23 protein-coding genes and 1 riboswitch are annotated in these 23,129 nt (G+C 50.3%); of the genes, 15 read left to right on the forward strand and 8 right to left on the reverse strand.

The window, feature by feature from the left end:
• Positions 1–5 precede the first annotated feature (5 nt).
• The 3 genes from OGY10_RS02920 to OGY10_RS02930 are packed head-to-tail and all read left to right on the forward strand — an operon-like array spanning position 6 to position 2,827.
• Entirely contained in the window at positions 6–1,172 is a 1,167-nt protein-coding gene (locus tag OGY10_RS02920; protein ID WP_279850749.1) for an ABC transporter permease, read from the forward strand.
• Positions 1,165–2,112: an ABC transporter ATP-binding protein gene (locus tag OGY10_RS02925; protein WP_286576202.1), complete on the forward strand. Its 948-nt coding sequence runs from the start codon at positions 1,165–1,167 to the stop codon at positions 2,110–2,112. Before OGY10_RS02920 ends, OGY10_RS02925 begins: the two co-directional genes overlap by 8 nt.
• Positions 2,096–2,827 (forward strand): ABC transporter permease, encoded by a 732-nt coding sequence (locus tag OGY10_RS02930; protein WP_048234924.1) that lies wholly within the window; start codon positions 2,096–2,098, stop codon positions 2,825–2,827. Before OGY10_RS02925 ends, OGY10_RS02930 begins: the two co-directional genes overlap by 17 nt.
• Here OGY10_RS02930 and OGY10_RS02935 read toward each other — a convergent pair.
• Both OGY10_RS02935 and mlrA read right to left on the reverse strand, forming a co-directional pair.
• Complete coding sequence (locus OGY10_RS02935; protein ID WP_003027354.1) at positions 2,808–2,915, reverse strand: protein YohO; 108 nt, start codon at positions 2,913–2,915, stop codon at positions 2,808–2,810. The genes OGY10_RS02930 and OGY10_RS02935 overlap by 20 nt on opposite strands.
• Before the next feature lie 259 nt (positions 2,916–3,174).
• A complete protein-coding gene (gene mlrA, locus OGY10_RS02940; protein WP_008785248.1) occupies positions 3,175–3,906 on the reverse strand; it encodes an HTH-type transcriptional regulator MlrA in 732 nt (243 codons plus the stop codon).
• Between the two features lie 225 nt (positions 3,907–4,131).
• On the opposite strand from mlrA, the gene OGY10_RS02945 reads away from it, so the two are divergent.
• Genes OGY10_RS02945 through OGY10_RS02955 form a run of 3 tightly spaced genes read left to right on the forward strand, consistent with a single transcriptional unit; the run spans position 4,132 to position 7,050 of the window.
• The gene (locus OGY10_RS02945) at positions 4,132–5,817 is read left to right on the forward strand and encodes a sensor histidine kinase (RefSeq protein ID WP_020996665.1); all 1,686 of its coding nucleotides are present in this window, start codon (positions 4,132–4,134) and stop codon (positions 5,815–5,817) included.
• Complete coding sequence (gene btsR, locus OGY10_RS02950) at positions 5,814–6,533, forward strand: two-component system response regulator BtsR (RefSeq protein WP_003840155.1); 720 nt, start codon at positions 5,814–5,816, stop codon at positions 6,531–6,533. Before OGY10_RS02945 ends, btsR begins: the two co-directional genes overlap by 4 nt.
• A 46-nt stretch (positions 6,534–6,579) precedes the next feature.
• The gene (locus tag OGY10_RS02955) at positions 6,580–7,050 is read left to right on the forward strand and encodes a YehS family protein (protein WP_003834454.1); all 471 of its coding nucleotides are present in this window, start codon (positions 6,580–6,582) and stop codon (positions 7,048–7,050) included.
• Positions 7,051–7,093: 43 nt separating this feature from the next.
• On the opposite strand, the gene OGY10_RS02960 is transcribed toward OGY10_RS02955, so the two are convergent.
• Entirely contained in the window at positions 7,094–7,552 is a 459-nt protein-coding gene (locus tag OGY10_RS02960) for a YehR family lipoprotein (protein WP_032943976.1), read from the reverse strand.
• Positions 7,553–7,757: 205 nt separating this feature from the next.
• On the reverse strand, positions 7,758–9,791 hold the full coding sequence (gene metG, locus OGY10_RS02965; protein WP_191227014.1) for a methionine--tRNA ligase: 2,034 nt from the start codon (positions 9,789–9,791) through the stop codon (positions 7,758–7,760).
• 164 nt (positions 9,792–9,955) lie between these two features.
• Between metG and apbC the strand changes: the two genes are divergently transcribed.
• The 6 genes from apbC to OGY10_RS02995 all read left to right on the forward strand — a co-directional run bounded on the left by apbC (position 9,956) and on the right by OGY10_RS02995 (position 16,696).
• On the forward strand, positions 9,956–11,065 hold the full coding sequence (apbC, locus tag OGY10_RS02970; protein ID WP_003027343.1) for an iron-sulfur cluster carrier protein ApbC: 1,110 nt from the start codon (positions 9,956–9,958) through the stop codon (positions 11,063–11,065).
• Positions 11,066–11,330: 265 nt separating this feature from the next.
• Positions 11,331–11,612 (forward strand): DUF2574 family protein, encoded by a 282-nt coding sequence (locus tag OGY10_RS02975; RefSeq protein WP_032943973.1) that lies wholly within the window; start codon positions 11,331–11,333, stop codon positions 11,610–11,612.
• A 284-nt stretch (positions 11,613–11,896) separates the two neighbouring features.
• Positions 11,897–12,469 (forward strand): fimbrial protein, encoded by a 573-nt coding sequence (locus OGY10_RS02980; protein ID WP_032943972.1) that lies wholly within the window; start codon positions 11,897–11,899, stop codon positions 12,467–12,469.
• Between the two features lie 51 nt (positions 12,470–12,520).
• On the forward strand, positions 12,521–13,204 hold the full coding sequence (locus OGY10_RS02985; protein ID WP_191227015.1) for a fimbria/pilus periplasmic chaperone: 684 nt from the start codon (positions 12,521–12,523) through the stop codon (positions 13,202–13,204).
• A gap of 12 nt (positions 13,205–13,216) precedes the next feature.
• A complete protein-coding gene (locus OGY10_RS02990) occupies positions 13,217–15,697 on the forward strand; it encodes a fimbrial biogenesis outer membrane usher protein (RefSeq protein ID WP_191227016.1) in 2,481 nt (826 codons plus the stop codon).
• 9 nt (positions 15,698–15,706) lie between these two features.
• Positions 15,707–16,696: a fimbrial protein gene (locus tag OGY10_RS02995; RefSeq protein ID WP_150388461.1), complete on the forward strand. Its 990-nt coding sequence runs from the start codon at positions 15,707–15,709 to the stop codon at positions 16,694–16,696.
• A gap of 40 nt (positions 16,697–16,736) precedes the next feature.
• Here OGY10_RS02995 and OGY10_RS03000 read toward each other — a convergent pair whose 3' ends face one another.
• Positions 16,737–17,069: an RcnB family protein gene (locus tag OGY10_RS03000; RefSeq protein ID WP_003834436.1), complete on the reverse strand. Its 333-nt coding sequence runs from the start codon at positions 17,067–17,069 to the stop codon at positions 16,737–16,739.
• Between the two features lie 234 nt (positions 17,070–17,303).
• Positions 17,304–17,399: riboswitch (TPP riboswitch) on the forward strand.
• 31 nt (positions 17,400–17,430) lie between these two features.
• Here OGY10_RS03000 and thiM point away from each other — a divergent pair.
• The 3 genes from thiM to OGY10_RS03015 are packed head-to-tail and all read left to right on the forward strand — an operon-like array spanning position 17,431 to position 19,805.
• Positions 17,431–18,219, forward strand: coding sequence for a hydroxyethylthiazole kinase (thiM, locus tag OGY10_RS03005; protein ID WP_191227017.1), 789 nt, complete (start codon positions 17,431–17,433; stop codon positions 18,217–18,219).
• Positions 18,216–19,016, forward strand: a complete 801-nt coding sequence (gene thiD, locus OGY10_RS03010) for a bifunctional hydroxymethylpyrimidine kinase/phosphomethylpyrimidine kinase (protein ID WP_060683553.1) — start codon at positions 18,216–18,218, stop codon at positions 19,014–19,016. Before thiM ends, thiD begins: the two co-directional genes overlap by 4 nt.
• Before the next feature lie 42 nt (positions 19,017–19,058).
• Positions 19,059–19,805 carry a GntR family transcriptional regulator gene (locus tag OGY10_RS03015; protein WP_008785236.1) on the forward strand — a complete coding sequence of 249 codons (747 nt, stop codon included), beginning with the start codon at positions 19,059–19,061 and terminating at the stop codon, positions 19,803–19,805.
• Here the strand turns inward: OGY10_RS03015 and OGY10_RS03020 are convergent.
• The 3 genes from OGY10_RS03020 to OGY10_RS03030 are packed head-to-tail and all read right to left on the reverse strand — an operon-like array spanning position 19,779 to position 23,019.
• Positions 19,779–20,744 (reverse strand): PfkB family carbohydrate kinase, encoded by a 966-nt coding sequence (locus OGY10_RS03020; RefSeq protein WP_060683554.1) that lies wholly within the window; start codon positions 20,742–20,744, stop codon positions 19,779–19,781. The two genes, OGY10_RS03015 and OGY10_RS03020, sit on opposite strands and share 27 nt — an antisense overlap.
• Positions 20,741–21,745 carry an ADP-ribosylglycohydrolase family protein gene (locus OGY10_RS03025; RefSeq protein ID WP_060683555.1) on the reverse strand — a complete coding sequence of 335 codons (1,005 nt, stop codon included), beginning with the start codon at positions 21,743–21,745 and terminating at the stop codon, positions 20,741–20,743. The genes OGY10_RS03020 and OGY10_RS03025 overlap by 4 nt, the downstream gene beginning before the upstream one ends.
• Entirely contained in the window at positions 21,742–23,019 is a 1,278-nt protein-coding gene (locus OGY10_RS03030) for a nucleoside permease (RefSeq protein ID WP_008785233.1), read from the reverse strand. The genes OGY10_RS03025 and OGY10_RS03030 overlap by 4 nt, the downstream gene beginning before the upstream one ends.
• Between the last annotated feature and the right edge of the window lie 110 nt (positions 23,020–23,129).

Genomic DNA, 23,129 nt, shown 5'->3' on the forward strand with positions numbered 1-23,129 from the left:
AGCAGGTGGGTGTTTTGTCAAAGATTTCAGTTAATCGGGTGCTGTTGTTACTGGTACTTCTTACCTTCGCGGCGGCAGCGCTGCCTTTCATTAGCTATGCGCCTAATCGCCTGGTCTCCGGTGAGGGGCGCCAACTCTGGGATATCCGGCCCGACATGGCGTGGGGATTGGCAGTAGCCTGTTTGCTGCTGTTTCTTCTGTGCTTTGTACCGGGAAAGCCCGGCAATATATTGACGCTTGTTATTAGCCAGTTGCTGGTTATTGCAGCGCTGGTAACCGCAGGAACAACGGCAACGTATCTGGCCCAGACGGGAAGTCCACTGGCCAGAACCAGCCTGGGCAGCGGGTTCTGGTTGGGGCTAGGACTGATGTTGCTGGCCGCCAGTGACGCTATTCGTCGCATAACCGAGCTGGCATCATGGCGTTGGCTGTTGCACGCGCAAATGTTTATTTTTCCGCTGGTGCTTTTGTTCTCCGGCACGTTTAACGATCTATCCCTGCTTAAAGAATATGCCAACCGTCAGGATGTCTTCAACGACGCCCTGGCGCAGCATCTGACCATTCTGTTCGCTACCGTGGTGCCCGCTCTGCTTATTGGTATGCCGTTGGGCATCTGGTGTGCTTTCTCTGTCTCCCGTCAGGGGCCGGTTTTTGCGGTACTGAATATCATCCAAACCATTCCCTCAGTCGCGCTGTTTGGCCTGTTAATTGCGCCCCTTGCCGGGTTGGTGAAGCACTTTCCTTTGTTGGGTTCGCTCGGCGTCGCCGGAACCGGCCTGACGCCTGCGCTTATTGCGTTAGTGCTGTATGCGCTGTTACCGCTGGTACGTGGCGTTGTGGCTGGGTTGAATCAGGTGCCGCAGGATGTACTGGAAAGCGCCCGAGCGATGGGGATGAACACTTTCCAGCGGTTTGTCTCGGTGCAGTTCCCGCTGGCATTGCCAGTCTTCTTGCGCAGTTTACGGGTAGTGATGGTGCAAACGGTGGGAATGGCGGTGATTGCTGCACTGATTGGCGCAGGGGGATTTGGCGCGCTGGTCTTTCAGGGATTGCTCAGTAGCGCCGTCGATTTAGTGTTGCTGGGCGTGATCCCGGTTGTGGTACTGGCGGTATTGATTGATGCGCTGTTTGATTTAGGGCTCGCGCTGCTAGAGGTATCGAATAATGATTGAATTTCGCCATGTCAGTAAAACCTATGGCCAGCAAAAAGCCGTTGACGACCTTAATCTGCGGTTGGGGGAGGGCAGCTTTTCGGTGTTAATTGGCACGTCAGGTTCCGGGAAATCCACCACGCTGAAAATGATCAATCGGCTGGTTGAACATGACAGCGGACAGATTCACTTTGCCGGGGAAGAGATCCGCAGCCTACCGGTGCTGGAGTTAAGGCGGCGCATGGGATACGCGATTCAGTCTATTGGCTTGTTTCCCCACTGGACCGTCGCGCAGAACATCGCCACGGTGCCGCAGCTACAAAAGTGGTCGCGTTCACGTATTGATGACCGAACAGACGAACTGATGGCGCTGCTGGGTCTTGAGGAAAGTTTGCGCCATCGTTACCCGCATCAGCTGTCTGGCGGGCAACAGCAGCGGGTCGGAGTGGCGCGTGCCCTGGCGGCAGATCCGCAGGTACTGCTGATGGATGAGCCTTTTGGCGCGCTGGATCCGGTCACCCGCGGTGCGCTGCAGCAGGAGATGACGCGTATTCATCGTCTGCTCGGGCGTACCATTGTGCTGGTGACGCATGATATCGACGAGGCGCTAAGGCTGGCGGAGCATCTGGTTCTGATGGATGCAGGAAAGGTAGTGCAGCAAGGCACGCCGCTGTCGATGCTGACAGCACCGGCGAACGAATTCGTGCAAACATTCTTTGGCCGTAGTGAACTGGGCGTACGTCTGTTGTCGCTTCGCACGGTAGGGGATTTTATCCGTCGCGGTGAACACACAGCCGGTGAACCGTTGGTAGATGAAATGACGCTGCGTGATGCGTTGTCGGTGTTCGTAGCGCGTGGTTGCGACGTCTTGCCGGTCGTGACCCCGCAGGGGGTGTCCTGCGGGACGCTTCATTTTCGTGATTTGCTTTCGGAGATGCCGACCCGTGAAACGTCTTGCTGATCCGTTGTTATGGCTTATTGTCCTGTTTCTGGTCCTGTTAGTTGGGTTGCCTCATAGTCAGGCCTTATTCAGTGCGCTATTTCCGGCGCTACCGCGTCCCGTGTATCAGCAGGAAAGTTTTGCGGCGCTGGCACTGAGCCATTTTGGCCTGGTGGGGATTTCAAGCCTGATTGCCGTACTCATTGGCACCGGGGCCGGTATCGCGGTAACCCGGCCCTGGGGCGCGGAATTCCGGCCGATGGTGGAAACCATCGCCGCCGTGGGGCAGACCTTTCCGCCAGTTGCGGTGTTGGCGATAGCTGTACCGGTGATGGGATTTGGTCCTGAACCGGCAATTATCGCGTTGATCCTGTATGGCGTATTACCGATCTTGCAGGCAACACTGGCGGGACTCGGCGGAATTTCACCCAGCGTGATGGATATTGCCAGCGGAATGGGCATGAGTCAGGGGCAGCGGCTGCGTAAAGTCGAGTTGCCGCTGGCGGCCCCGGTGATTCTGGCCGGGATTCGCACGTCGGTGATTATTAATATCGGCACCGCAACCATCGCCTCAACCGTTGGGGCGAACACGCTGGGTACGCCGATTATTATCGGGCTGAGTGGGTTCAATACCGCCTATGTGATTCAAGGAGCGCTGCTGGTCGCGCTGGCGGCGGTAATTGTTGACCGCGGGTTTGAGAAATTAGCGAGGCATCTTACCCGGCACGTAAAATAAAAGTATAGCCTGCCAGCATGACACCGCCGATACCGCCGATGGCCATCAGCAGGAAGAGGGTAATGACACCGATTTTAGCTGCGCTCATTCTGCACTCCTTATGTGAATCCAAGGATTGTACACGTTTGTTAATAGAATATTAAGAACCTGGATCATTAGGCGTTATTGGCGCAGACAGTTTGAACACGGCCAGCGCGGAAGAACCGGAGCGTACACGTAGTACGTGAGGATTATTCGCTACGCTCACCCTCCGGGCCGCCCTAAAGGGCGTTCAAAACTCTCTGAGTGTTGTCTGAGCACTGCCCAGGTTCGAAATGGCAAGCAAAATAGCCCTAATGGGCCAGGCTCTAAATACCGAGTGGATAAATATCGTGACCCAACGCGCGCCATTCGTTCAGCTGTTGCTGCTGAGCGGGCGTTTGGTTCTCGCCGCACCAGACAAGCAAGGTGCGACCTTCAAACAGCTCCGGTCGCAGTTGGTTCAGCGAATGGGCAAGGACGTCAATGCGCCATCCCTGCTGGCTGGCGACCCAACCTTCCAGCCATAAACGGGTCGTATCCTGAATGTTCCAGCCAACCACCAGAGCATCTTTCCCCTGTTTCTTACGTGCTGAGGCCAGACAAATCGCGATGTAGTTGATCAGTACGCCGTCGAGGATCCCCAGTAACGCCTGCAGGATCGGCTGTTGGCATTGCAGACGTCGGCGTAACGGAATGAACAAATGGGTATTGAGCGTTTGTGCGGGATAATCCTGGCCACGCTCTTTGATCCACAGTCTGAGGCTATGCAAATTATTACTTTGCAAATAGCTCAACAGCGTCTCTTGTTGTTCGCGCCAACCGTTATGCACATCAATGTTCTCATTGCTGAGCAGCATTTTTACCTTACTGACCTGAACGCCGTTGTTTATCCAGCGTTTTATCTCGCGGATCCGGTCGATATCCGCGTCGTTAAACAGACGATGCCCGCCGTCTGTCCGCTGCGGTTTAAGTAATCCGTAACGCCTCTGCCACGCGCGTAAAGTGACAGGGTTGATATCACAAAGCAAAGCCACTTCACCTATTGTGTAAAGCGCCATCGTCGTCTCACTCTTGCTCGCGAGGTCCCAGTTTTACTTTAGACGCTCTTTTGCGAACCAGGTAGTTTTGTCTGTTTTTTGATCTATGAATGGGTGAATTTGTAACCATGCTCGCGCTTTCGAGTGATCGTTCTCACAAATTCGTCTTTTTTTGCAACACTTCAAAGAAAGTTACACGCAGCCCATGTATGTTACGCGCTTTTAAGTGATGTGTGGTTGGCGGGTATGTACGAGTTTAATCTGGTGTTGCTGCTGCTTCAGCAGATGTGTGTGTTCCTCGTTATCGCGTGGCTCATGAGCAAAACGCGTTTGTTTATTCCGCTGATGCAGGTGACTATCCGACTCCCGCATAAACTGCTTTGCTACGTCACCTTTTCCATTTTCTGCATTTTAGGCACCTATTTCGGGCTGCACATTGATGATTCTATTGCCAACACCCGTGCTATCGGCGCGGTGATGGGCGGGCTGCTTGGCGGCCCGGTGGTCGGTGGCTTAGTTGGTCTTACCGGCGGTTTGCATCGTTATTCGATGGGTGGGATGACTGCGCTTAGCTGCATGATCTCGACCATTGTGGAAGGGTTGCTCGGCGGGTTGGTGCACAGCGTGCTCACCCGTCGTGGTCGTACCGATAAAGTCTTTAGTCCGCTGACTGCGGGGGCGATTACCTTTGTCGCCGAACTGGTGCAGATGCTAATTATCTTGTTAATTGCTCGTCCGTTTGATGATGCGTTTCGGTTGGTCAGCAATATTGCCGCGCCTATGATGGTGACCAATACCGTGGGCGCCGCCTTATTTATGCGTATTTTGCTCGATAAACGGGCGATGTTTGAAAAATATACCTCCGCTTTTTCCGCTACAGCACTCAAAGTTGCCGCCTCAACGGAAGGTATTTTACGCCAGGGGTTCAACGAGGTTAACAGCATGAAGGTTGCTCAGGTGCTGTATGAAGAGCTGGATATCGGTGCGGTGGCGATTACCGATCGTGAGAAACTGCTGGCATTTACCGGTATTGGTGACGATCACCATCTACCCGGCAAACCTATTTCATCGTCATATACCCAACGCGCGATTGAAACCGGAGAGGTGGTGTATGCCGATGGGAATGAAGTTCCTTACCGTTGCTCTTTGCACCCGCAATGCAAATTAGGCTCGACGCTGGTGATCCCTCTGCGAGGTGAAAACCAGCGGGTAATGGGGACCATCAAACTGTATGAAGCCAAAAACCGCCTCTTTAGTTCGATCAACCGTACGCTGGGGGAAGGGATCGCCCAACTGCTTTCGGCACAGATTCTGGCCGGGCAGTATGAGCGGCAAAAAGCGATGCTCACGCAGTCGGAAATAAAACTCCTGCACGCCCAGGTCAATCCCCATTTTCTGTTTAATGCACTCAACACCATCAAAGCTGTGATCCGACGCGATAGCGAGCAGGCCAGCCAACTGGTGCAGTATCTGTCGACGTTCTTTCGTAAAAATTTAAAACGCCCGTCGGAAATTGTGACGCTGGCCGATGAAATTGAACACGTTAATGCTTATCTGCAAATTGAAAAGGCACGATTCCAGTCGCGTCTTCAGGTGACCTTGACAGTGCCAGAAGAACTTTCGCATCAGCAATTACCCGCCTTTACTCTGCAACCCATCGTGGAGAATGCCATTAAACACGGTACTTCTCAGTTACTGGATACCGGTGAAGTATCGATTACCGCCCATCGCGAAGGGCAATATCTGATGCTGGATATCGAAGACAATGCCGGGCTGTATCAGCCAACCTCAGAAGCCAGTGGACTGGGTATGAATCTGGTCGATAAACGACTGCGCGAGCGGTTTGGCGATGATTTTGGCATCAGCGTAGCGTGTGAACCTGACCGCTTTACCCGAATCACTTTACGACTTCCTCTGGAGGAACTGGCATGATCAAAGTGCTGATTGTCGATGACGAACCGTTAGCCCGGGAGAATCTGCGGATCCTGTTGCAAGAGCAAAGCGACATCGAGATTGTCGGTGAATGTTCGAATGCGGTGGAAGCCATTGGCGCGGTGCATAAATTGCGTCCGGATGTTCTGTTCCTTGATATTCAGATGCCGCGAATCAGCGGCCTGGAAATGGTTGGCATGCTTGATCCCGAGCATCGTCCGTACATTGTTTTTCTGACCGCCTTTGATGAGTATGCGGTGAAAGCCTTCGAAGAACATGCGTTTGATTATCTGCTCAAGCCGATTGAAGAAGCACGGCTGGAAAAAACGCTAATCCGTTTGCGTCAGGAGCGTACCAAGCAGGATGTATCACTGCTGCCAGAAAATCAGCAGGCACTGAAGTTTATTCCGTGCAGCGGCCATAGTCGGATTTATTTGCTGCAAATGGATGATGTGGCGTTTATCAGCAGTCGCATGAGTGGTGTGTATGTGACGAGCAGCGATGGTAAAGAAGGCTTCACTGAGTTGACGCTCAGGACGCTGGAGAGCCGTACTCCTCTGCTGCGTTGTCATCGGCAATATCTGGTAAATATGGCGCAATTGCAGGAGATCCGTCTGGAAGACAACGGTCAGGCGGAACTGATTTTGCGTAACGGACTGACCGTTCCGGTGAGTCGTCGTTATCTTAAAAGTCTAAAAGAGGCGATTGGACTGTAAAACTGATACACTGCGCGCCATTGCATCACCGACAGTTGAAGGCTCTATGCTAAGTAACGATATTCTTCGTAGCCTGCGCTACACCCTAAAAGCGAACAATAACGACATGGTGCGTATTCTTGCGCTTGCTGACATGGAATCCACCTCCGCAGGTTTCGATACCTGGATGACAAAAGAAGATGAGGCTGGGTTTGTTCGTTGCCCGGATATCATTCTCTCCGGTTTTTTAAACGGCCTGATTTATCATCTGCGTGGTAAAGATGATTCTGCACCGGAACTGGCGCTGGAGCGTCGTGTTAATAACAATACGGTGCTGAAAAAGCTGCGTATCGCCTTTTCGCTGAAAACCGACGATATTCTGGCTATTATGACCGAGCAAAAATTCCGTGTGTCGATGCCGGAAATTACCGCCATGATGCGTGCACCTGATCATAAGAACTATCGCGAATGCGGCGATCAGTTCCTGCGTTATTTTCTGCGTGGTTTGACATCACGGGTACATAACGCGAAGCCATAAAGAAAAAATGGGCGACGCCGATTAAAATCGGGTCGCCGATGGTTTACTTCACTTCTTTAAAACCCGCCGATTCCATTACCGTTTGCATTTGCTTCATGCTGATGTTTTTATCGGCGTTTTCAGATAGCTTCATCCCTGAAATGGCCTGCAACGCTTTTATATCAACTTTTTCCATATCGATAGTGACATTTTCTTGCGCGTAGGTATCTGAATAGGTGAGTTTTTCTTCTATGCCAGTAATGTTCTGATATTTGGCGCTTAATGCGTCGAATACTTTTGCTGCCTCCTCTTTATTGCTGGCACCGACTGACGCATAGCTAATTTTACTTTCGGAGATTTGCTTCAGGACCTTATCACCTTTATAGGTGTAAGAGACGGTGATATCAGAACCATTAATGTTGGCATTGAATGTTTTTGTCTCTTCTTTATCACCACATCCCGCCAGGGAAAAAACCACAATCGATGCCACGGCGAGAGAAAATAATTTTTGTAACGCTTTCATGTAAAACTCCATTTCATGAATATCGGATGTTAAATAATAACGTCCACGAATCTGGTGAGCCCGGACTACCTTGATACCAGAGCAGTATAGAATAAATCTAATATTAACAACGAAGCAGTCCGAAAATGGAGCAGGGGTTAAGATTAGAGGAAGCACTTGCGTAGCAAAAAAAAGCGCTGCGGTTGCAGCGCTTGAGATGTTTGATTTACTTCACCTGTTGGCCTGTTTTTGCACCTTCGTCCGGGCTTAACAGGAAGATATCTTTCCCGCCAGGACCTGCGGCCATCACCATCCCTTCGGAAATGCCGAAGCGCATCTTACGTGGTGCCAGGTTGGCAACCATAATGGTCTGGCGGCCAATCAGGACCTGCGGATCTGGATACGCAGAACGAATACCAGAGAAGACGTTACGTTTCTCACCACCGAGATCCAGCGTCAGACGCAGCAGTTTGTCGGAACCTTCCACGAATTCGGCGTTTTCAATCAGCGCTACACGCAGGTCAACTTTGGCGAAATCGTCAAAGGTGATGGTTTCCTGAATCGGGTCATCAGCCAGCGGGCCGGTAACCGGTGCTGCAGCTGCTTTCACTTCTTCTTTCGACGCCTCAACCAGCGCTTCAACTTGTTTCATGTCGATGCGATTGTACAGCGCTTTAAAGGTGTTGACCTTGTGGCCGAGCAGTGGCTGTTCAATGGCATCCCAGCTCAGTTCGCTGTTCAGGAAAGCTTCAACACGTTCAGCAAGCGTTGGCAGAACCGGTTTCAGGTAGGTCATCAGCACGCGGAACAGGTTGATACCCATGGAGCAGATCGCCTGCAGGTCGGCATCGCGGCCTTCCTGTTTAGCCACGACCCACGGTGCCTGTTCGTCAACGTAGCGGTTTGCCACGTCGGCCAGCGCCATGATTTCACGGATAGCTTTACCAAATTCACGGCTTTCCCATGCTTCGCCAATCACCGCTGCAGCGTCGGTGAAGGTTTTATACAGCGCCGGATCGGCCAGCTCAGCCGCCAGAACGCCGTCAAAACGCTTAGCAATAAAGCCAGCGTTACGGGATGCCAGGTTGACTACTTTGTTGACGATATCGGCGTTAACGCGTTGGACAAAGTCTTCCAGGTTCAGGTCGATGTCATCAATACGTGAAGAAAGCTTCGCGGTGTAGTAGTAGCGGAGGCTGTCGGCATCGAAGTGCTTCAGCCAGGTGCTGGCCTTAATGAAGGTGCCGCGAGATTTGGACATCTTCGCGCCGTTCACCGTCACATAACCGTGTACGAACAGGTTGGTCGGCTTACGGAAGTTGCTGCCTTCCAGCATGGCAGGCCAGAACAGGCTGTGGAAGTAGACGATGTCCTTGCCGATGAAGTGATACAGCTCGGCGTCGGAATCTTTCTTCCAGTATTCGTCAAAACTGGTTGTGTCACCGCGCTTATCGCACAGGTTTTTGAATGAACCCATATAGCCAATTGGCGCGTCCAGCCACACGTAGAAGTACTTGCCAGGCGCATTCGGGATTTCAAAACCGAAGTACGGGGAATCGCGAGAGATATCCCACTGTTGCAGGCCGGATTCGAACCATTCCTGCATTTTGTTGGCGACCTGCTCCTGTAACGCGCCGCTGCGCGTCCACGCCTGCAGCATTTCGCTAAATGACGGCAGATCAAAGAAGAAGTGTTCGGAGTCACGCATCACCGGTGTTGCGCCAGACACGACGGATTTCGGCTCGATAAGTTCGGTCGGGCTGTAGGTTGCGCCGCAGACTTCACAGTTATCGCCGTACTGATCCGGAGACTTACATTTCGGGCAGGTGCCTTTAACAAAACGGTCCGGCAGGAACATGCCTTTTTCCGGATCGTAAAGCTGGGAGATTGTACGGTTCTTAATAAAACCGTTCTCCTTCAGGCGAGTATAAATCAGCTCAGACAACTCACGGTTCTCTTCGCTGTGCGTCGAGTGGTAGTTGTCGTAGCTGATGTCAAAACCTGCAAAATCAGTCTGATGCTCCTGACTCATTTCACCGATCATCTGCTCTGGCGTGATCCCAAGCTGCTGTGCTTTCAGCATGATTGGCGTACCGTGTGCGTCGTCCGCGCAGATGAAGTTAACCTGGTGGCCGCGCATTCGCTGGTAACGGACCCAGACATCAGCCTGGATGTGCTCCAGCATATGGCCGAGGTGGATTGAGCCGTTGGCGTACGGCAGCGCGCACGTTACCAGAATTTTCTTCGCGACTTGAGTCATAGTGGGCAATTACTTCTTTTGTAGTGAAAAGGGCTTTGATAGTACCAAAATGGTAATTACTGCGCCAAGCGATAAGGGCATTTATCCGTAAATGAATAATTGTTGCGGTTGGAGTAAACTACCTGGTGACTATTGTATATTCAGAACAACAAAAAGGAGTCGGGATGAACGCACAATCCCAGGCCAAATCACCAGAGACCCTGCGCGCCATGGTTGCCGGGACGCTGGCGAATTTTCAGCATTCAACCCTGAAGCATAATCTGACGACGCTTAAAGCGTTGCACCACGTCGCCTGGATGGATGACACGTTGCACGTTGAGCTGGTCATGCCGTTTGTCTGGCATAGCGCGTTTGAGGACTTAAAAGAGCAATGTAGCGCCGATCTGCTGCGTATTACCGGTGCGAAAGCGATCGACTGGAAACTGTCGCATAACATCGCGACGCTGAAGCGCGTGAAAAACCAGCCGGGTATTAATGGTGTGAAAAACATCATCGCCGTCAGTTCAGGAAAAGGTGGCGTGGGTAAATCCTCTACCGCTGTGAACCTGGCGCTGGCGCTAGCTGCAGAAGGGGCGAAGGTAGGGATTCTGGACGCCGATATTTATGGTCCGTCTATCCCGACAATGCTTGGCGCGGAAAACCAGCGTCCAACCTCGCCAGATGGTACCCACATGGCACCGATCATGTCTCATGGTCTGGCAACGAACTCCATTGGTTATCTGGTCACTGACGATAACGCGATGGTATGGCGCGGCCCGATGGCCAGCAAAGCGCTGCTGCAGATGTTGCAGGAAACCTTATGGCCGGATCTTGATTATCTGGTACTGGATATGCCGCCGGGCACCGGTGACATCCAGCTGACGCTGGCGCAGAACATTCCGGTAACGGGCGCAGTTGTTGTCACTACGCCGCAGGACATCGCGCTGATCGATGCGAAAAAGGGCATCGTGATGTTCGAAAAAGTCGAAGTGCCGGTACTGGGTATTGTTGAGAATATGAGTATGCATATTTGCAGCAACTGCGGTCACCATGAACCGATCTTCGGTACCGGTGGGGCACAGAAGTTGGCCGAGCAGTATCACACTCAACTGCTGGGACAGATGCCGCTGCATATTTCTCTGCGTGAGGACCTCGATCGTGGTACGCCGACGGTGATTAGCCGTCCTGATAGCGAATTTACTGCTATTTACCGCGACCTGGCAGGACGAGTGGCTGCACAGCTCTACTGGCAGGGAGAGGTTATTCCGGGCGAGATTGCCTTCCGCGCGGTGTAATTTATAGCGTTACAGATATTCACCGCATTAATGTATTATTGATGCGGTGAATATATTAAATTTAAAAATCTCACGATATTGTTCATTCTACGTTTATAATTCATGCCTTTTTCCGAATAAATCACCTCGATGCATCATTACAATTGATCAAATCTATCTCATTAATCTACAATTTCAATTGGTTCAAATAGGGTGTTATGCCCATAATCTGCTGAACAGGTCCTTTGTATGCTATTTGATGCTAACCACAGGAATAACGATTAAAATGAAAAAAAGTTTACTGATGGGAATTATAGCTCTGACTTATGGAATGAGCGCCCCTACCTTCGCTTCCGATACTGCGACCTTAACAATCAGTGGGCGAGTCGTTGAACCAACCTGTAGTGCTGACGTCGTGAATAACAACGTTCAACAGAAATGCGGTCAATCTCTTCATCTTTCAAATGTTAGTCATGTGGATCCTGTTCCAGCGAAGGGCGTCGTGACCGAGATCGTTTCTGTACCAGGGGATTCAATGCGACAGATAGTGTTAAACAGTTACGATTAGACTAAGAATCTCAGTGTTGATATTAAGCACTCATCATTTATATGAATGATGAGTGCTTTTCTATTTCTCTAACAAATAAAAAACGACAATTAATAACGCTAATTTATTAAATATATAAATAGTGTTTATCTTCACTTATTTGTTGCAATTATATTGCAGTTGGTAACTTGTTTTAAATCAACAAAACAACGTGTTCACATTGCGATAACGTTTTTGTTGTGCGAATTTAAATCCAAGAGTTAACCCTCTTAACAAATAGAAATTATTTTATTAAGGAAGATATTATGAAACGTTCAATTATTTCTGTTGCTGTACTGTCTGCTGTATTTATGAGCGCTGGGGCTTTTGCTGCTGGGGAAGAAGGGACGTTAACAATCGAAGGTACTATTATTAATAGTTCTTGCCATTTTGAAGATAACAAGAACTCAAGTACTATCATATTGCCGGAAATTGATGCTTCACGTTTTTCTGGATTGTCTGCAGGTGACGTTGTTGGTACTGAAGTGGCTGATCCAATGCCAATGAAGATAATATGTCCAGCAGGTACAAAATTAAATACAATAAGAATTTCTAATGGGGAATTTACTACAGATGGTGTGCTTAAAAATACAAAAGAAGTAAACGGTGATATTGATGCTTCTAAGGGCGTTGGTGTTAAATTGAAATTAGATAGTAAATTGATTACTAATGATCAGGAAACTAATATCAAAGATATTCTTACCGCAGATAAAGATGATCCTTCAGGGGTGGAATATTCTCTGAAGTTTTCAGCTCAGTACGCTAGGTTAAATGAAGCAACACCAGTTGTTGCAGGGGAAATATCATCGGTTTTAACCATTTCCGTTTCTGCAGAATAGATTTTTATGCCGGTGTATTCACCGGCAGTTTTTTAAAAGGACGAACGCAACATGAAATGGATTCTAAGCGCTTTATTAATCGCATCTGTGCAACCCGTCCATGCTGGCATTGTGATTTATGGTACGCGTGTTATCTACCCGGCAGAAAAAAACGAAGTTCTGGTACAATTGATGAACCAGGGGGAACGATCTTCTCTGGTACAATCGTGGATCGATGATGGCGATAGCTCGTTGCCACCGGAAAAAATTCACGTACCTTTTATGCTCACCCCCCCGGTGGCAAAGATTGCCAGGGATTCTGGCCAGCAGTTAAAAATAAAAAAATTACCAAATATGCTGCCCAATAACAAAGAGAGCCTTTTTTATCTCAATGTGCTGGATATTCCACCAAACAATCCAGACAGCACCGGTAAAAATATATTGAAATTTGCAATGCAGAATCGAATTAAATTATTCTATCGGCCTAAAGGAATAGCGCCAGTTAATAAAAACACATTTCAAAAACTGTCGATGAAACGTAGTGGTAGCATTTACTCCATTAAGAATGATGCAGCTAATTGGATCACGGTGACAGAAGTTAAAGTTAATAATGTCAAGATCAACAACGGAAGTATTATGCTTGCACCGCTCTCCAGTGCAAATGTGGCATTAAAAAGTGCTAATACCAATCAGTATAAAATAACCATTATTGACGATCACGGTAATTATATTAGCGATAACGTCAGCCTAAAATAACAGGAGCTGGTTATGTTAAGGATGACTCCAATTGCTTCGGCAATACTACTGTTGCTGGTTGGCATTGACGCCCACGCTGCAGAAGAGACGTTTGACACCCACTTTATGATGGGTGGCATGAAAGGCGAGAAAGTTTCTGATTTTCGCCTCGATGATAACCAACCCCTGCCAGGCCAATATGATATTGACATCTACGTCAATAAACAGTGGCGTGGTAAGTATGAAATTACGGTTAAGGATAATCCGGATGACACCTGTTTATCCCGCGATGCATTAACGCGTCTGGGGATAAATATACAGGCGTTGGACAAGCAGAATGAATGCCCAACCTTGAAGCAGGCGGTACAAGGGGGCAGCTACGCGTGGAATATCGGTACGTTTCGCCTGGATCTCAGCGTTCCGCAGGCGTTTGTCGATGAGCTTGAGCAAGGGTATGTTCCTCCTGAAAACTGGGATCGTGGCATCAATGCCTTCTATACCTCGTACTATGCCAGCCAGTATTACAGCAACTATAAGGATTCTGGTAACAGCAAAAGTACCTATGCGCGTTTTACCAGTGGGTTAAACCTGCTGGGCTGGCAGCTGCATTCTGATGCCAGCTATAACAAAACTGATGACAGCAGCGGGGAGTGGAAAAGCAACACCCTGTACCTGGAGCGCGGCATCCCGCAAATTCTCGGAACGCTGCGTGCCGGGGATATGTATACCTCATCAGATATTTTTGATGCGGTGCGCTTTCGCGGCGTACGGCTGTATCGCGATATGCAGATGCTGCCGAACTCCAAACAAAACTTCACGCCATTAGTGCAGGGGATCGCGCAGAGTAACGCGCTGGTCACTATCGAACAGAACGGCTTTGTGGTTTACCAGAAAGAGGTTCCGCCTGGCCCGTTCTCAATTGCTGATTTGCAGTTGGCTGGTGGCGGTGCGGATCTTGACGTCAGTATCAAAGAGGCGGACGGATCGGTAACAACCTATCTGGTGCCCTATGCTGCGGTGCCCAATATGTTGCAGCCGGGTGTCTCAAAATATGATTTTGCGGCTGGGCGTAGCCATATCGAAGGCGCCAGTAACCAGACCGACTTTGCACAGATGAGCTATCAGTACGGGCTGAATAATCTGTTAACGCTGTACGGCGGTACCATGCTGGCGGATAACTACAATGCGTTTACGTTGGGTACCGGCTGGAATACGCGTATTGGCGCGATTTCCGTCGATGCGACACAATCGCACAGCAAACAGGATAATGGCGATGTGTTTGACGGGCAAAGTTACCAGATTGCTTATAACAAGTATTTGACACAAACTGCCACCCGTTTTGGCCTGGCGGCGTATCGCTACTCTTCCAAGGACTATCGCACGTTTAACGATCACGTCTGGGCAAATAACAAAAATAACTACCATCGTGATGAAAACGATGTGTATGACATTGCAGATTATTATCAGAATGATTTTGGTCGTAAGAACAGTTTTTCGGCCAACGTCAGCCAGTCTCTGCCGCAAGGTTGGGGTTCATTCTCGCTCAGTACGCTGTGGCGAGACTACTGGGGGCGTAGCGGTAGCAGCAAAGATTATCAGCTGAGTTACTCCAATAGCTGGCAACGGATTAGCTATACCTTTTCAGCTAGTCAGACTTACGATGAAGATCATCACGAAGATAAACGTTTTAACATCTTTATCTCCATTCCGTTTGACTGGGGAGATGACATTAGCACTCCGCGCCGACATCTGTATGTTTCTAACTCGACCACCTTTGATAATGATGGTTTTACGTCTAACAATACCGGGATTTCCGGCACCGTAGGCAGTCACGATCAGTTTAATTACGGCGTGAATCTCAGCCATCAACAACAGGACAGCGAGACAACAGCGGGCGGCAATCTGACGTGGAATGCGCCAGTTGCTACGCTAAACGGCAGCTACAGCCAGTCGTCTAAATATACGCAAGCTGGCGGCAGTATTTCAGGTGGCCTGGTAGCCTGGTCTGGTGGAGTGAATTTAGCCAACCGGCTATCGGAAACGTTTGCCGTGATGCATGCGCCGGGCCTGGAAGGAGCATATGTGAACGGGCAGAAATATCGCACCACCAACCGCAATGGCGTGGTGGTCTACGACGGCTTAACGCCTTATCGTGAAAACCACCTGACGCTGGATGTGTCTAACACCAATAGTGAAACCGACCTGCAAGGCAACCGCCGCAGCGCCGCCCCTTACCGCGGAGCGGTAGTGCTGACAAGGTTTGATACCGACCAACGCAAACCCTGGTATATCCGGGCGCAGCGCCCTGATGGTTCACCGCTGACGTTTGGTTACGAAGTAGAGGATATTCATGGACACAATATTGGCGTGGTAGGCCAGGGAAGCCAGCTTTTTATTCGCACCAATGAAGTACCGCCGGAAATAAAAGTAGCGGTCGATAAACAACAGGGACTTTCATGCTCAATCACCTTCGGCAAAACGATTGATGAAAGTAAAGTTTATATTTGTCGGTGAGAGGTGGATATGAAATATTTGTTTTTTTTAATTGCATTAATTAGTTTTAGTGCAAGTAGCCATTGTTATATTCCTGATGGCTCTGAAACATATGTGTCTGGCGATGAATTAAAGCTTGAGAATATGAAAGGTAATGTTGTCAATATATCCAACTTTAAATTTACTCGTAATCCTATGTGTAGAAATTTACTTAACATGGGGTCTGAGACCACATTTAAAATAGATTTTCCCAGTCAAGCCTATTATGTATACCATGCTGATGGTGGTGACATATATTTGAAAGCTACATTTTCTGCTGACCCTACACTTATCTCGTATGAGAAAACAGACACTTTTACAAAAATGGATGTAGGGAAAATAAATAATGCAGTGATTACATTAACCTTTGATGTTGTTTCAAAAGCTACTGGGGTAAGTGAACATGCAAAAAATATAGGTGAAGGTATCCAGATAGATTTTACTCCTGAGAAATGTATTCTTACAGGATGTTTGGGTGAACGTGATAATAGAAATCATTATTATCACGTGACTTATATTCCACAAATCAAGAAAATGACAAAAACGTGTAGATTTAATGATGGCGTACTTACTGCCCCGGCAATTACGACATCAGATCTGAATAATAATTCTTCAAGGTACCTAAAGCTTGAACCTACATCAGGTAACGTATCTTTTATTTGTAATAAAGGATTGTCCTCATATTCTTTTAATTATCATTTTGAGTCGGAGAGTATTCAAGGTAATATCCTCAAAAATGAATATGAAAATGAGTATGGAGGTGCTGGGGACGTTGGGTTTGAAATCTCATTAAATGGAAGTCAAGCAATTAGTTTTAGTGCAGGGAATAGTTCCAGCTATGATCTTTTGAATTTTAAAGATATCACTCCAGAAGAACAACGTGTTGACTTAAATCTATATGGGAGATATGTTGCATATGGACAAAATATTCGACCAGGTAAAGTACAAAGTAGAGTTAAAGTAGTTACGGAATACCAGTGATATTTAATTGACGCACCCTTTATATAGGGTGCGTATTTTTTCACCGGTGATAAAAAATCTCGCCGTCGTAGGCTTTAATGATCTTAGCATCGGCATCATTGACCAGCACATACGCGCCGCCCATGTAGGTCCAGTGGGTGCCTGCCGTCGGCGCGGGCAGGTTGCGCAGATTCCACTGTTTAATGGTGTATTCTTCGGTGAGATACAGTGGTGGAACCTTGTCACCGGGTTTGAAATGGGTGAAGTCAGCAATAAAGCTGCTCAGTTCATACTTATCGATACCGGTGGGGGCAGCTGTTGCAGCTGGTGCGGCCCAGACGACGCTGCTTGCAAGCAGAAGTGCACCCAGCAACATTTTATTCTTCATACCCATCCTCTCTACCTCTTCGGGTCATCAAAATCAGTCATGTATCATTCCTGGCATACCGGATGTCTGACAAGCACTATTTTGTGATCACTCCAGTCATTTCGTAAAAAGTGTAAATGAAAGTACAGAATTGCAGCAACCTTGACCAGTAGTTTCACTGCGGGAGTGGGGAGTGCGCCAATTTACATCGTTAAGCACAGGCAGTATCCTGTTACTGAAACCAGCGTATTACGTTTGTGTTTCAACGACTCGGGGTGCCCTTCTGGTAAAGGCTGAGAAATACCCGTACCACCTGATCTGGATAATGCCAGCGTAGGGAAGTCTGACACTGCTCGTGTCCCTTCTTCGCGCGGGCAGGAGCTGAACAATGCAGCCTGACCTGCACAGCCGCGCGCTCGCGGCTCACACTTTGCACCAATTTAGAATCTTATCCCCGCTCACACACTGTATGACCAATGAGGTCGTGCAAAGCTTTACTGCCAATACGTTACTGGCGCTGGGCGCATCGCCTGCGATGGTGATCGAGCCTGAAGAAGCCAGCCAATTCGCCGCTATTGCCAGTGCATTGCTGGTTAATGTCGGCACCTTAACTCGGGAACGGGCCACGGCGATGCGTGCCGCAGTTGAGCAGGCTCATCATGCTAAAACCCCGTGGACGCTCGATCCCGTTGCCGTAGGCGCGCTTGAGTTTCGCCGGCGCTTCTGCCTGGAATTATTGTCACTACAGCCTGCGGCTATTCGTGGCAACGCTTCGGAAATACTTGCTCTGGCCGGCATGAACGGTGGGGGACGCGGCGTGGATACAACCGATACGGCTGTCGCTGCGCTTCCGGCAGCGCAGGCGCTGGCTCGTCAGATTGGGACCATTGTCGTGGTTACCGGCGAAGTGGATTACGTCACCGATGGTCAGCGTACCGTTTGCGTGGACGGTGGTGACCCGTTGATGACTCGCGTGGTGGGCACCGGATGCGCGCTATCAGCGGTTGTTGCGGCCAGTTGCGCTTTACGTGGTGACCGACTTGATAACGTCGCCTCCGCCTGTAGCTGGATGAAACAGGCCGGGCAAATAGCCACACAACAATCAAACGGACCGGGCAGCTTTGTCCCGGCATTTCTTGACGCCCTCTATAATCTGAACGCCCAGGAGCAAGCATGAAACGGATTAACGCATTAACGATCGCCGGAACCGACCCAAGCGGTGGTGCGGGTATTCAGGCTGATTTAAAAACCTTCTCGGCGCTGGGCGCTTACGGCTGTTCCGTTATCACGGCGTTAGTGGCGCAAAATACGCGTGGGGTGCAGTCGGTGTATCGCATTGAACCTGATTTTGTCGCCGCGCAGTTGGATTCTGTGTTCAATGATGTGCGTATTGATACGACTAAAATCGGTATGTTGGCTGAGACGGACATTGTCGAAGCTGTTGCCGAACGTTTACGTCGCCATCGGGTACAAAATGTGGTGCTGGACACGGTGATGTTGGCGAAAAGCGGCGATCCGTTGCTGTCGCCCTCGGCGGTAGAAACGTTGCGTACCTGTTTGCTGCCGCAGGTTTCGATTATCACCCCTAATTTACCCGAAGCTGCTGCACTGCTCGGGGCATCGCATGCGCAAACTGAGCAGGAGATGTTAGAGCAGGGAAGGGCGCTACGGGCGCTGGGCTGCGAGGCAGTGTTGATGAAGGGCGGTCATCTGGATGATGCACAAAGCCCCGACTGGCTCTTTACGCGTGATGGTGAGCAGCGTTTTACCGCACCAAGGGTGATGACCAAAAATACCCATGGCACCGGTTGTACGCTATCGGCGGCGTTGGCAGCCCTGCGTCCGCGCCATAACAACTGGGCCGATACCGTACAGGAAGCCAAACTGTGGCTTTCAGCGGCGCTGGCACAGGCCGACACGCTAGAAGTTGGCGAGGGAATTGGTCCGGTGCATCATTTCCACGCGTGGTGGTAATGGGTATACTGGCTGCAGAAACGGCGGCCAGGAAAAAGATAAATGGAACAAGCGCATACCCAGCTTATCGCACAACTGAATGAACGTATTTCAGCGGCGGATAACACGCCGCTGTATATGAAATTTGCGCAGACGGTGAAGAATGCTGTGCGCAGTGGGATCCTGGAGCACGGCAATATCCTGCCCGGCGAGCGCGACCTCAGCCAGTTGACCGGCGTTTCTCGGATTACGGTACGCAAGGCGATGCAGGCTCTGGAAGAAGAAGGTGTAGTAACACGTGCCCGCGGTTACGGAACGCAAATTAACAATATCTTCGAGTATTCGCTTAAAGAAGCGCGCGGTTTTTCTCAGCAGGTGGTGTTGCGCGGTAAAAAACCGGATACGTTGTGGGTTAACAAAAGAATTGTGCCTTGCCCGGAAGAGGTGGCACAGCAGTTGGCTGTTGTCGCAGGGAGTGATGTCTTCCTGCTCAAACGCATTCGTTACGTTGACGAAGACGCAGTCTCTATTGAAGAGTCCTGGGTACCCGCACATCTAATTCATGACGTGGATGCCATCGGTGTTTCGCTGTATGACTATTTTCGTAGCCAGCATATTTTCCCGCAGCGCACGCGCTCACGTGTTAGCGCCAGAATGCCTGACGCAGAGTTCCAGGCGCACATTCAAATGGATAGCAAAGTGCCGGTACTGGTGATCAAGCAGGTAGCGCTTGACCAGCAGCAACGGCCTATTGAATACAGCATCAGTTACTGTCGTAGCGATCTATACGTTTTTGTGTGCGAGGAGTAGCTCCTCGCGTGACGGGGCGCAATCGCCGCCGCGATGTCCAACTACCCAGGACGCCACCGCGTTACCTAACAGCACTGAGTCGGCCAGCGTCCAGCCAGACGCCAGCCCAGCCAGCATGCCGCCAGCGTGGCTGTCACCTGCGCCGATAGTATCAACGACCGCCGTTGCAAATGCCGGTACGCAGCCGGATGTCTGTGCGCTGAAATACCATGCGCCGTCTTTATCGTGACGCACGACCACCGGTGCGGTGAAACGCTGCACCCATTCTGCGCCAAAACCTTCCACATCCTGACTTAATGCAAACCGCTCGGCAGCAATTTCCGCCTCTTGGCGATTGAGGGAAACCAGCGGACGACAGGCCATAATTCTTGCCAGTAAGGGCTCGGGAATGTCGCCGATGCGCGGGCCAAAATCGATAAATGGTGTCACCTCTTCCAGACCTTCCAGCCACTGCACCAGCAATTCACCGCACGGGGACGCTAGCTGATAACCCGAAAGATACACCAGGCTATGACGCGGGATATCCAGCTGTGCCAGCCAGGCGGCATTCCACTGATTCTCAACGCCGCTAAAAGACATAAAGGTACGCTCGCCATCCGGCTCCACCAGCGCCAGACACCAGCCGTTATCGCCTTCGGCATTGTCGATCCGGCTGTGCAGTCCCTCTTTTGTCATCCGGTTGCGGATAATGTCGGCCCACACTCCCTGACCCAGTGGTAGAGCATTGCAGGCATCGATACCTAAACGCTTAAGCGTGACGGCGATATTGAGTGCGCAGCCGCCAACGTTAACACCTTGCTGCTTGAGCTCGATGTCACAGCCGCGCCAGGGGAGGGCATATGCATCGGCAATGACATCAATCACCGCCGCACCCACCACCGTTACTGGCCGCTGTGTACGTAACTGCGAGAGAAGTTGTTGCAGATGCGTGTTGCTCATAGCGCCTCCCGCTGCTCGCGCAGTCGCATTAACCCGTTGGCGTAGTGGGTAAAGTCCAGCTGATTCACCGCGTCCAATTCCTGCTTCAATGCCGGGTTGATCGCGCTCACGCCGTGTAATGCACCACAAATGGCGGTTGCCATCGCCCCGATGGTGTCGGTATCGCCGCCAAGGTTAGCGCACAAAATGGCGCAGCGGTTAGGATCGGTCTGTGCCAGCTCAACCATGGCGATAGCGCAAGGAACGGACTCAATGGTGCTGGTTCCTGCCCCCACAACCTGATACAACTGCTCGCTGGCGGACTCGACGCCATCGGCGTTACGGACGATTTTCAGCGCCAGTTCAAGGCGTGCACAAAGCGATGCGCTAAAGGTGGTGATTCGTTTTTGCTGCGCATGCAGGGCAATGGCAGGTAGCGCGTCGACAATCTCTGACCATTTTCCTCCGTCGATGGCGCGCGATACCGCCCACGCGACGACAACGGCTCCCGCGATAGCCAGATCCGATTTATGCGTTGGGCTGGAGGCCAGTGCCACATCATCGATAAAGGCATCAAGATCGCGGGCGGGCAGCAGGCATCCCAGCGGGGAAACGCGCATTGCCGCGCCATTGGTCACGCCGTTGTTTTCCAGTTCGGCGACTGGTTTACCGTCACGAATAGCGTTCAACGCAATTTTTGAGGTCGGGCCGAGCACGTTTTTATTAAAAGCATCAAACTGCTCGGCCCAGGCCAGAATATTGCGACCAATAACGTCTGGCACAATTTCGCCGTCGCACTCAAGCAGGGCATCTGCCAGACACAGTGCCATGGACGTGTCATCAGTGAACTCCGCCTGGTTAAAATAGCAGGCGGCATTATTTTCCGCAGGGCCGGGCAAAAAACGGTCGATCCAACCGAAGTGTGCTTTAACCCGGGTTCTTGGCCACAGTTCCGACGGCATGCCCATCGCATCCCCTAACGCCTGCCCATAAAGAGCACCGAGAATACGTTCTGCTTTCATTTTACTTCCCCTTGTTTCAACGCTACATCGCGATCGTCCACCTTAATGGCGGTGATTTCTTTGTCTGATTCGCGAAAGAAAATCATAAACATCACGGCAATGACGGCAATCATGACCGCGCCAAATCCCCACATGCCAGCCCAGTTAAAGGTGAGACCATTAACCGGTTCCTGATAAGCAAACATTTTTTCCATCATCACGCCGCCCAGACGGTAACCGAGCAGGCTGCCGAACCCCTGACAGCAGAGGGTGATAAGCCCTTGAGCTGCGGTGCGCATGTGGACCGGCGCTTTTTTATCGACATAGATGTAAGCCGTGACGTAATAGAAGTCGTAACTGACGCCGTGCAGCAGAATGCCGAGAAACAGCAGGGCGTAAGTGAAATATTCTTCCGCACCGCCGTAAACGAAAAATCCGTAGCGGATCGCCGCAGTAATAAGACCAAGCAACAATACCTTTTTAATGCCAAAGCGTTTGGTGAAAAACGGTAGCGCCAGCATGAAGAAGATTTCAGAGAATTGGCCCAGTGTCATCCAGCCGGTGGCGTTTTTCATACCGACTTCTGTCAGGTAACCGTTGGCAAAGATGTAATAGAACGCCAGTGGCATCGCAAACAGGAAAGAGCAAAAGAAGAAGACGAGGAAGTTCTTATCGCGCAGCAGGATCAGCGCATCCAGACCCAGCATAACTTTGAAATCCATTTTGCCGGTACTTTTTGGCGGCGTATCCGGTAAAAAGAAGGCAAAAACGCCTAATAATGCGGAGCTTCCGGCAGTGATAAGCAGGGGAATATTGGTGGGTGAGATGTCGTTATAGCCAAGCATTTGCGGTAAGAAACCGCAGGCCAAACCGGAGGCAATCCAGCCAATGGTCCCCATCACGCGGATGCGCGGGAAATCACGTTCAACATCCGGTACGTTGGCAAAAGCAATACTGTTGGTCAGCGCAATCGTCGGCATATAGGTCAACGAATAGGCCAGTAACAGAGGGAAGAATCCGCTAAAGGTGGTTTGCTGGGCGGCGAAGTACATCAGAATAGCGCCGACGAACATCAACACCGCCAGCACTTTTTGCGCGGAGAAAAAGCGGTCAGTGATTGAACCGACCAGAATGGGCGACAGGATCGCCGCAATGGCTGTGCAGGCGTAGGACCAGCCGATCTCTCCGGCACTAAAGCCACTTTTACTCAGCCAAAGCCACAGCGGTACAAACCAGGCGCCCCAGATAAACCACTCTACAAACATCATGAACGACAGCTTAACTGTAGTTTTCATCTTTAAATCCTTCATGACAGGTAAGGTACGCGCTGATAGTACCATTCAATAATACCTTTAAAATACCTTTGAGATTAAACTTTGACCGTCTTAACATTATTTTTTCCTGA

The organism is Citrobacter sp. Cpo148 (assembly GCF_030332375.1).
In the GTDB taxonomy this organism is placed as follows: domain Bacteria; phylum Pseudomonadota; class Gammaproteobacteria; order Enterobacterales; family Enterobacteriaceae; genus Citrobacter; species Citrobacter portucalensis.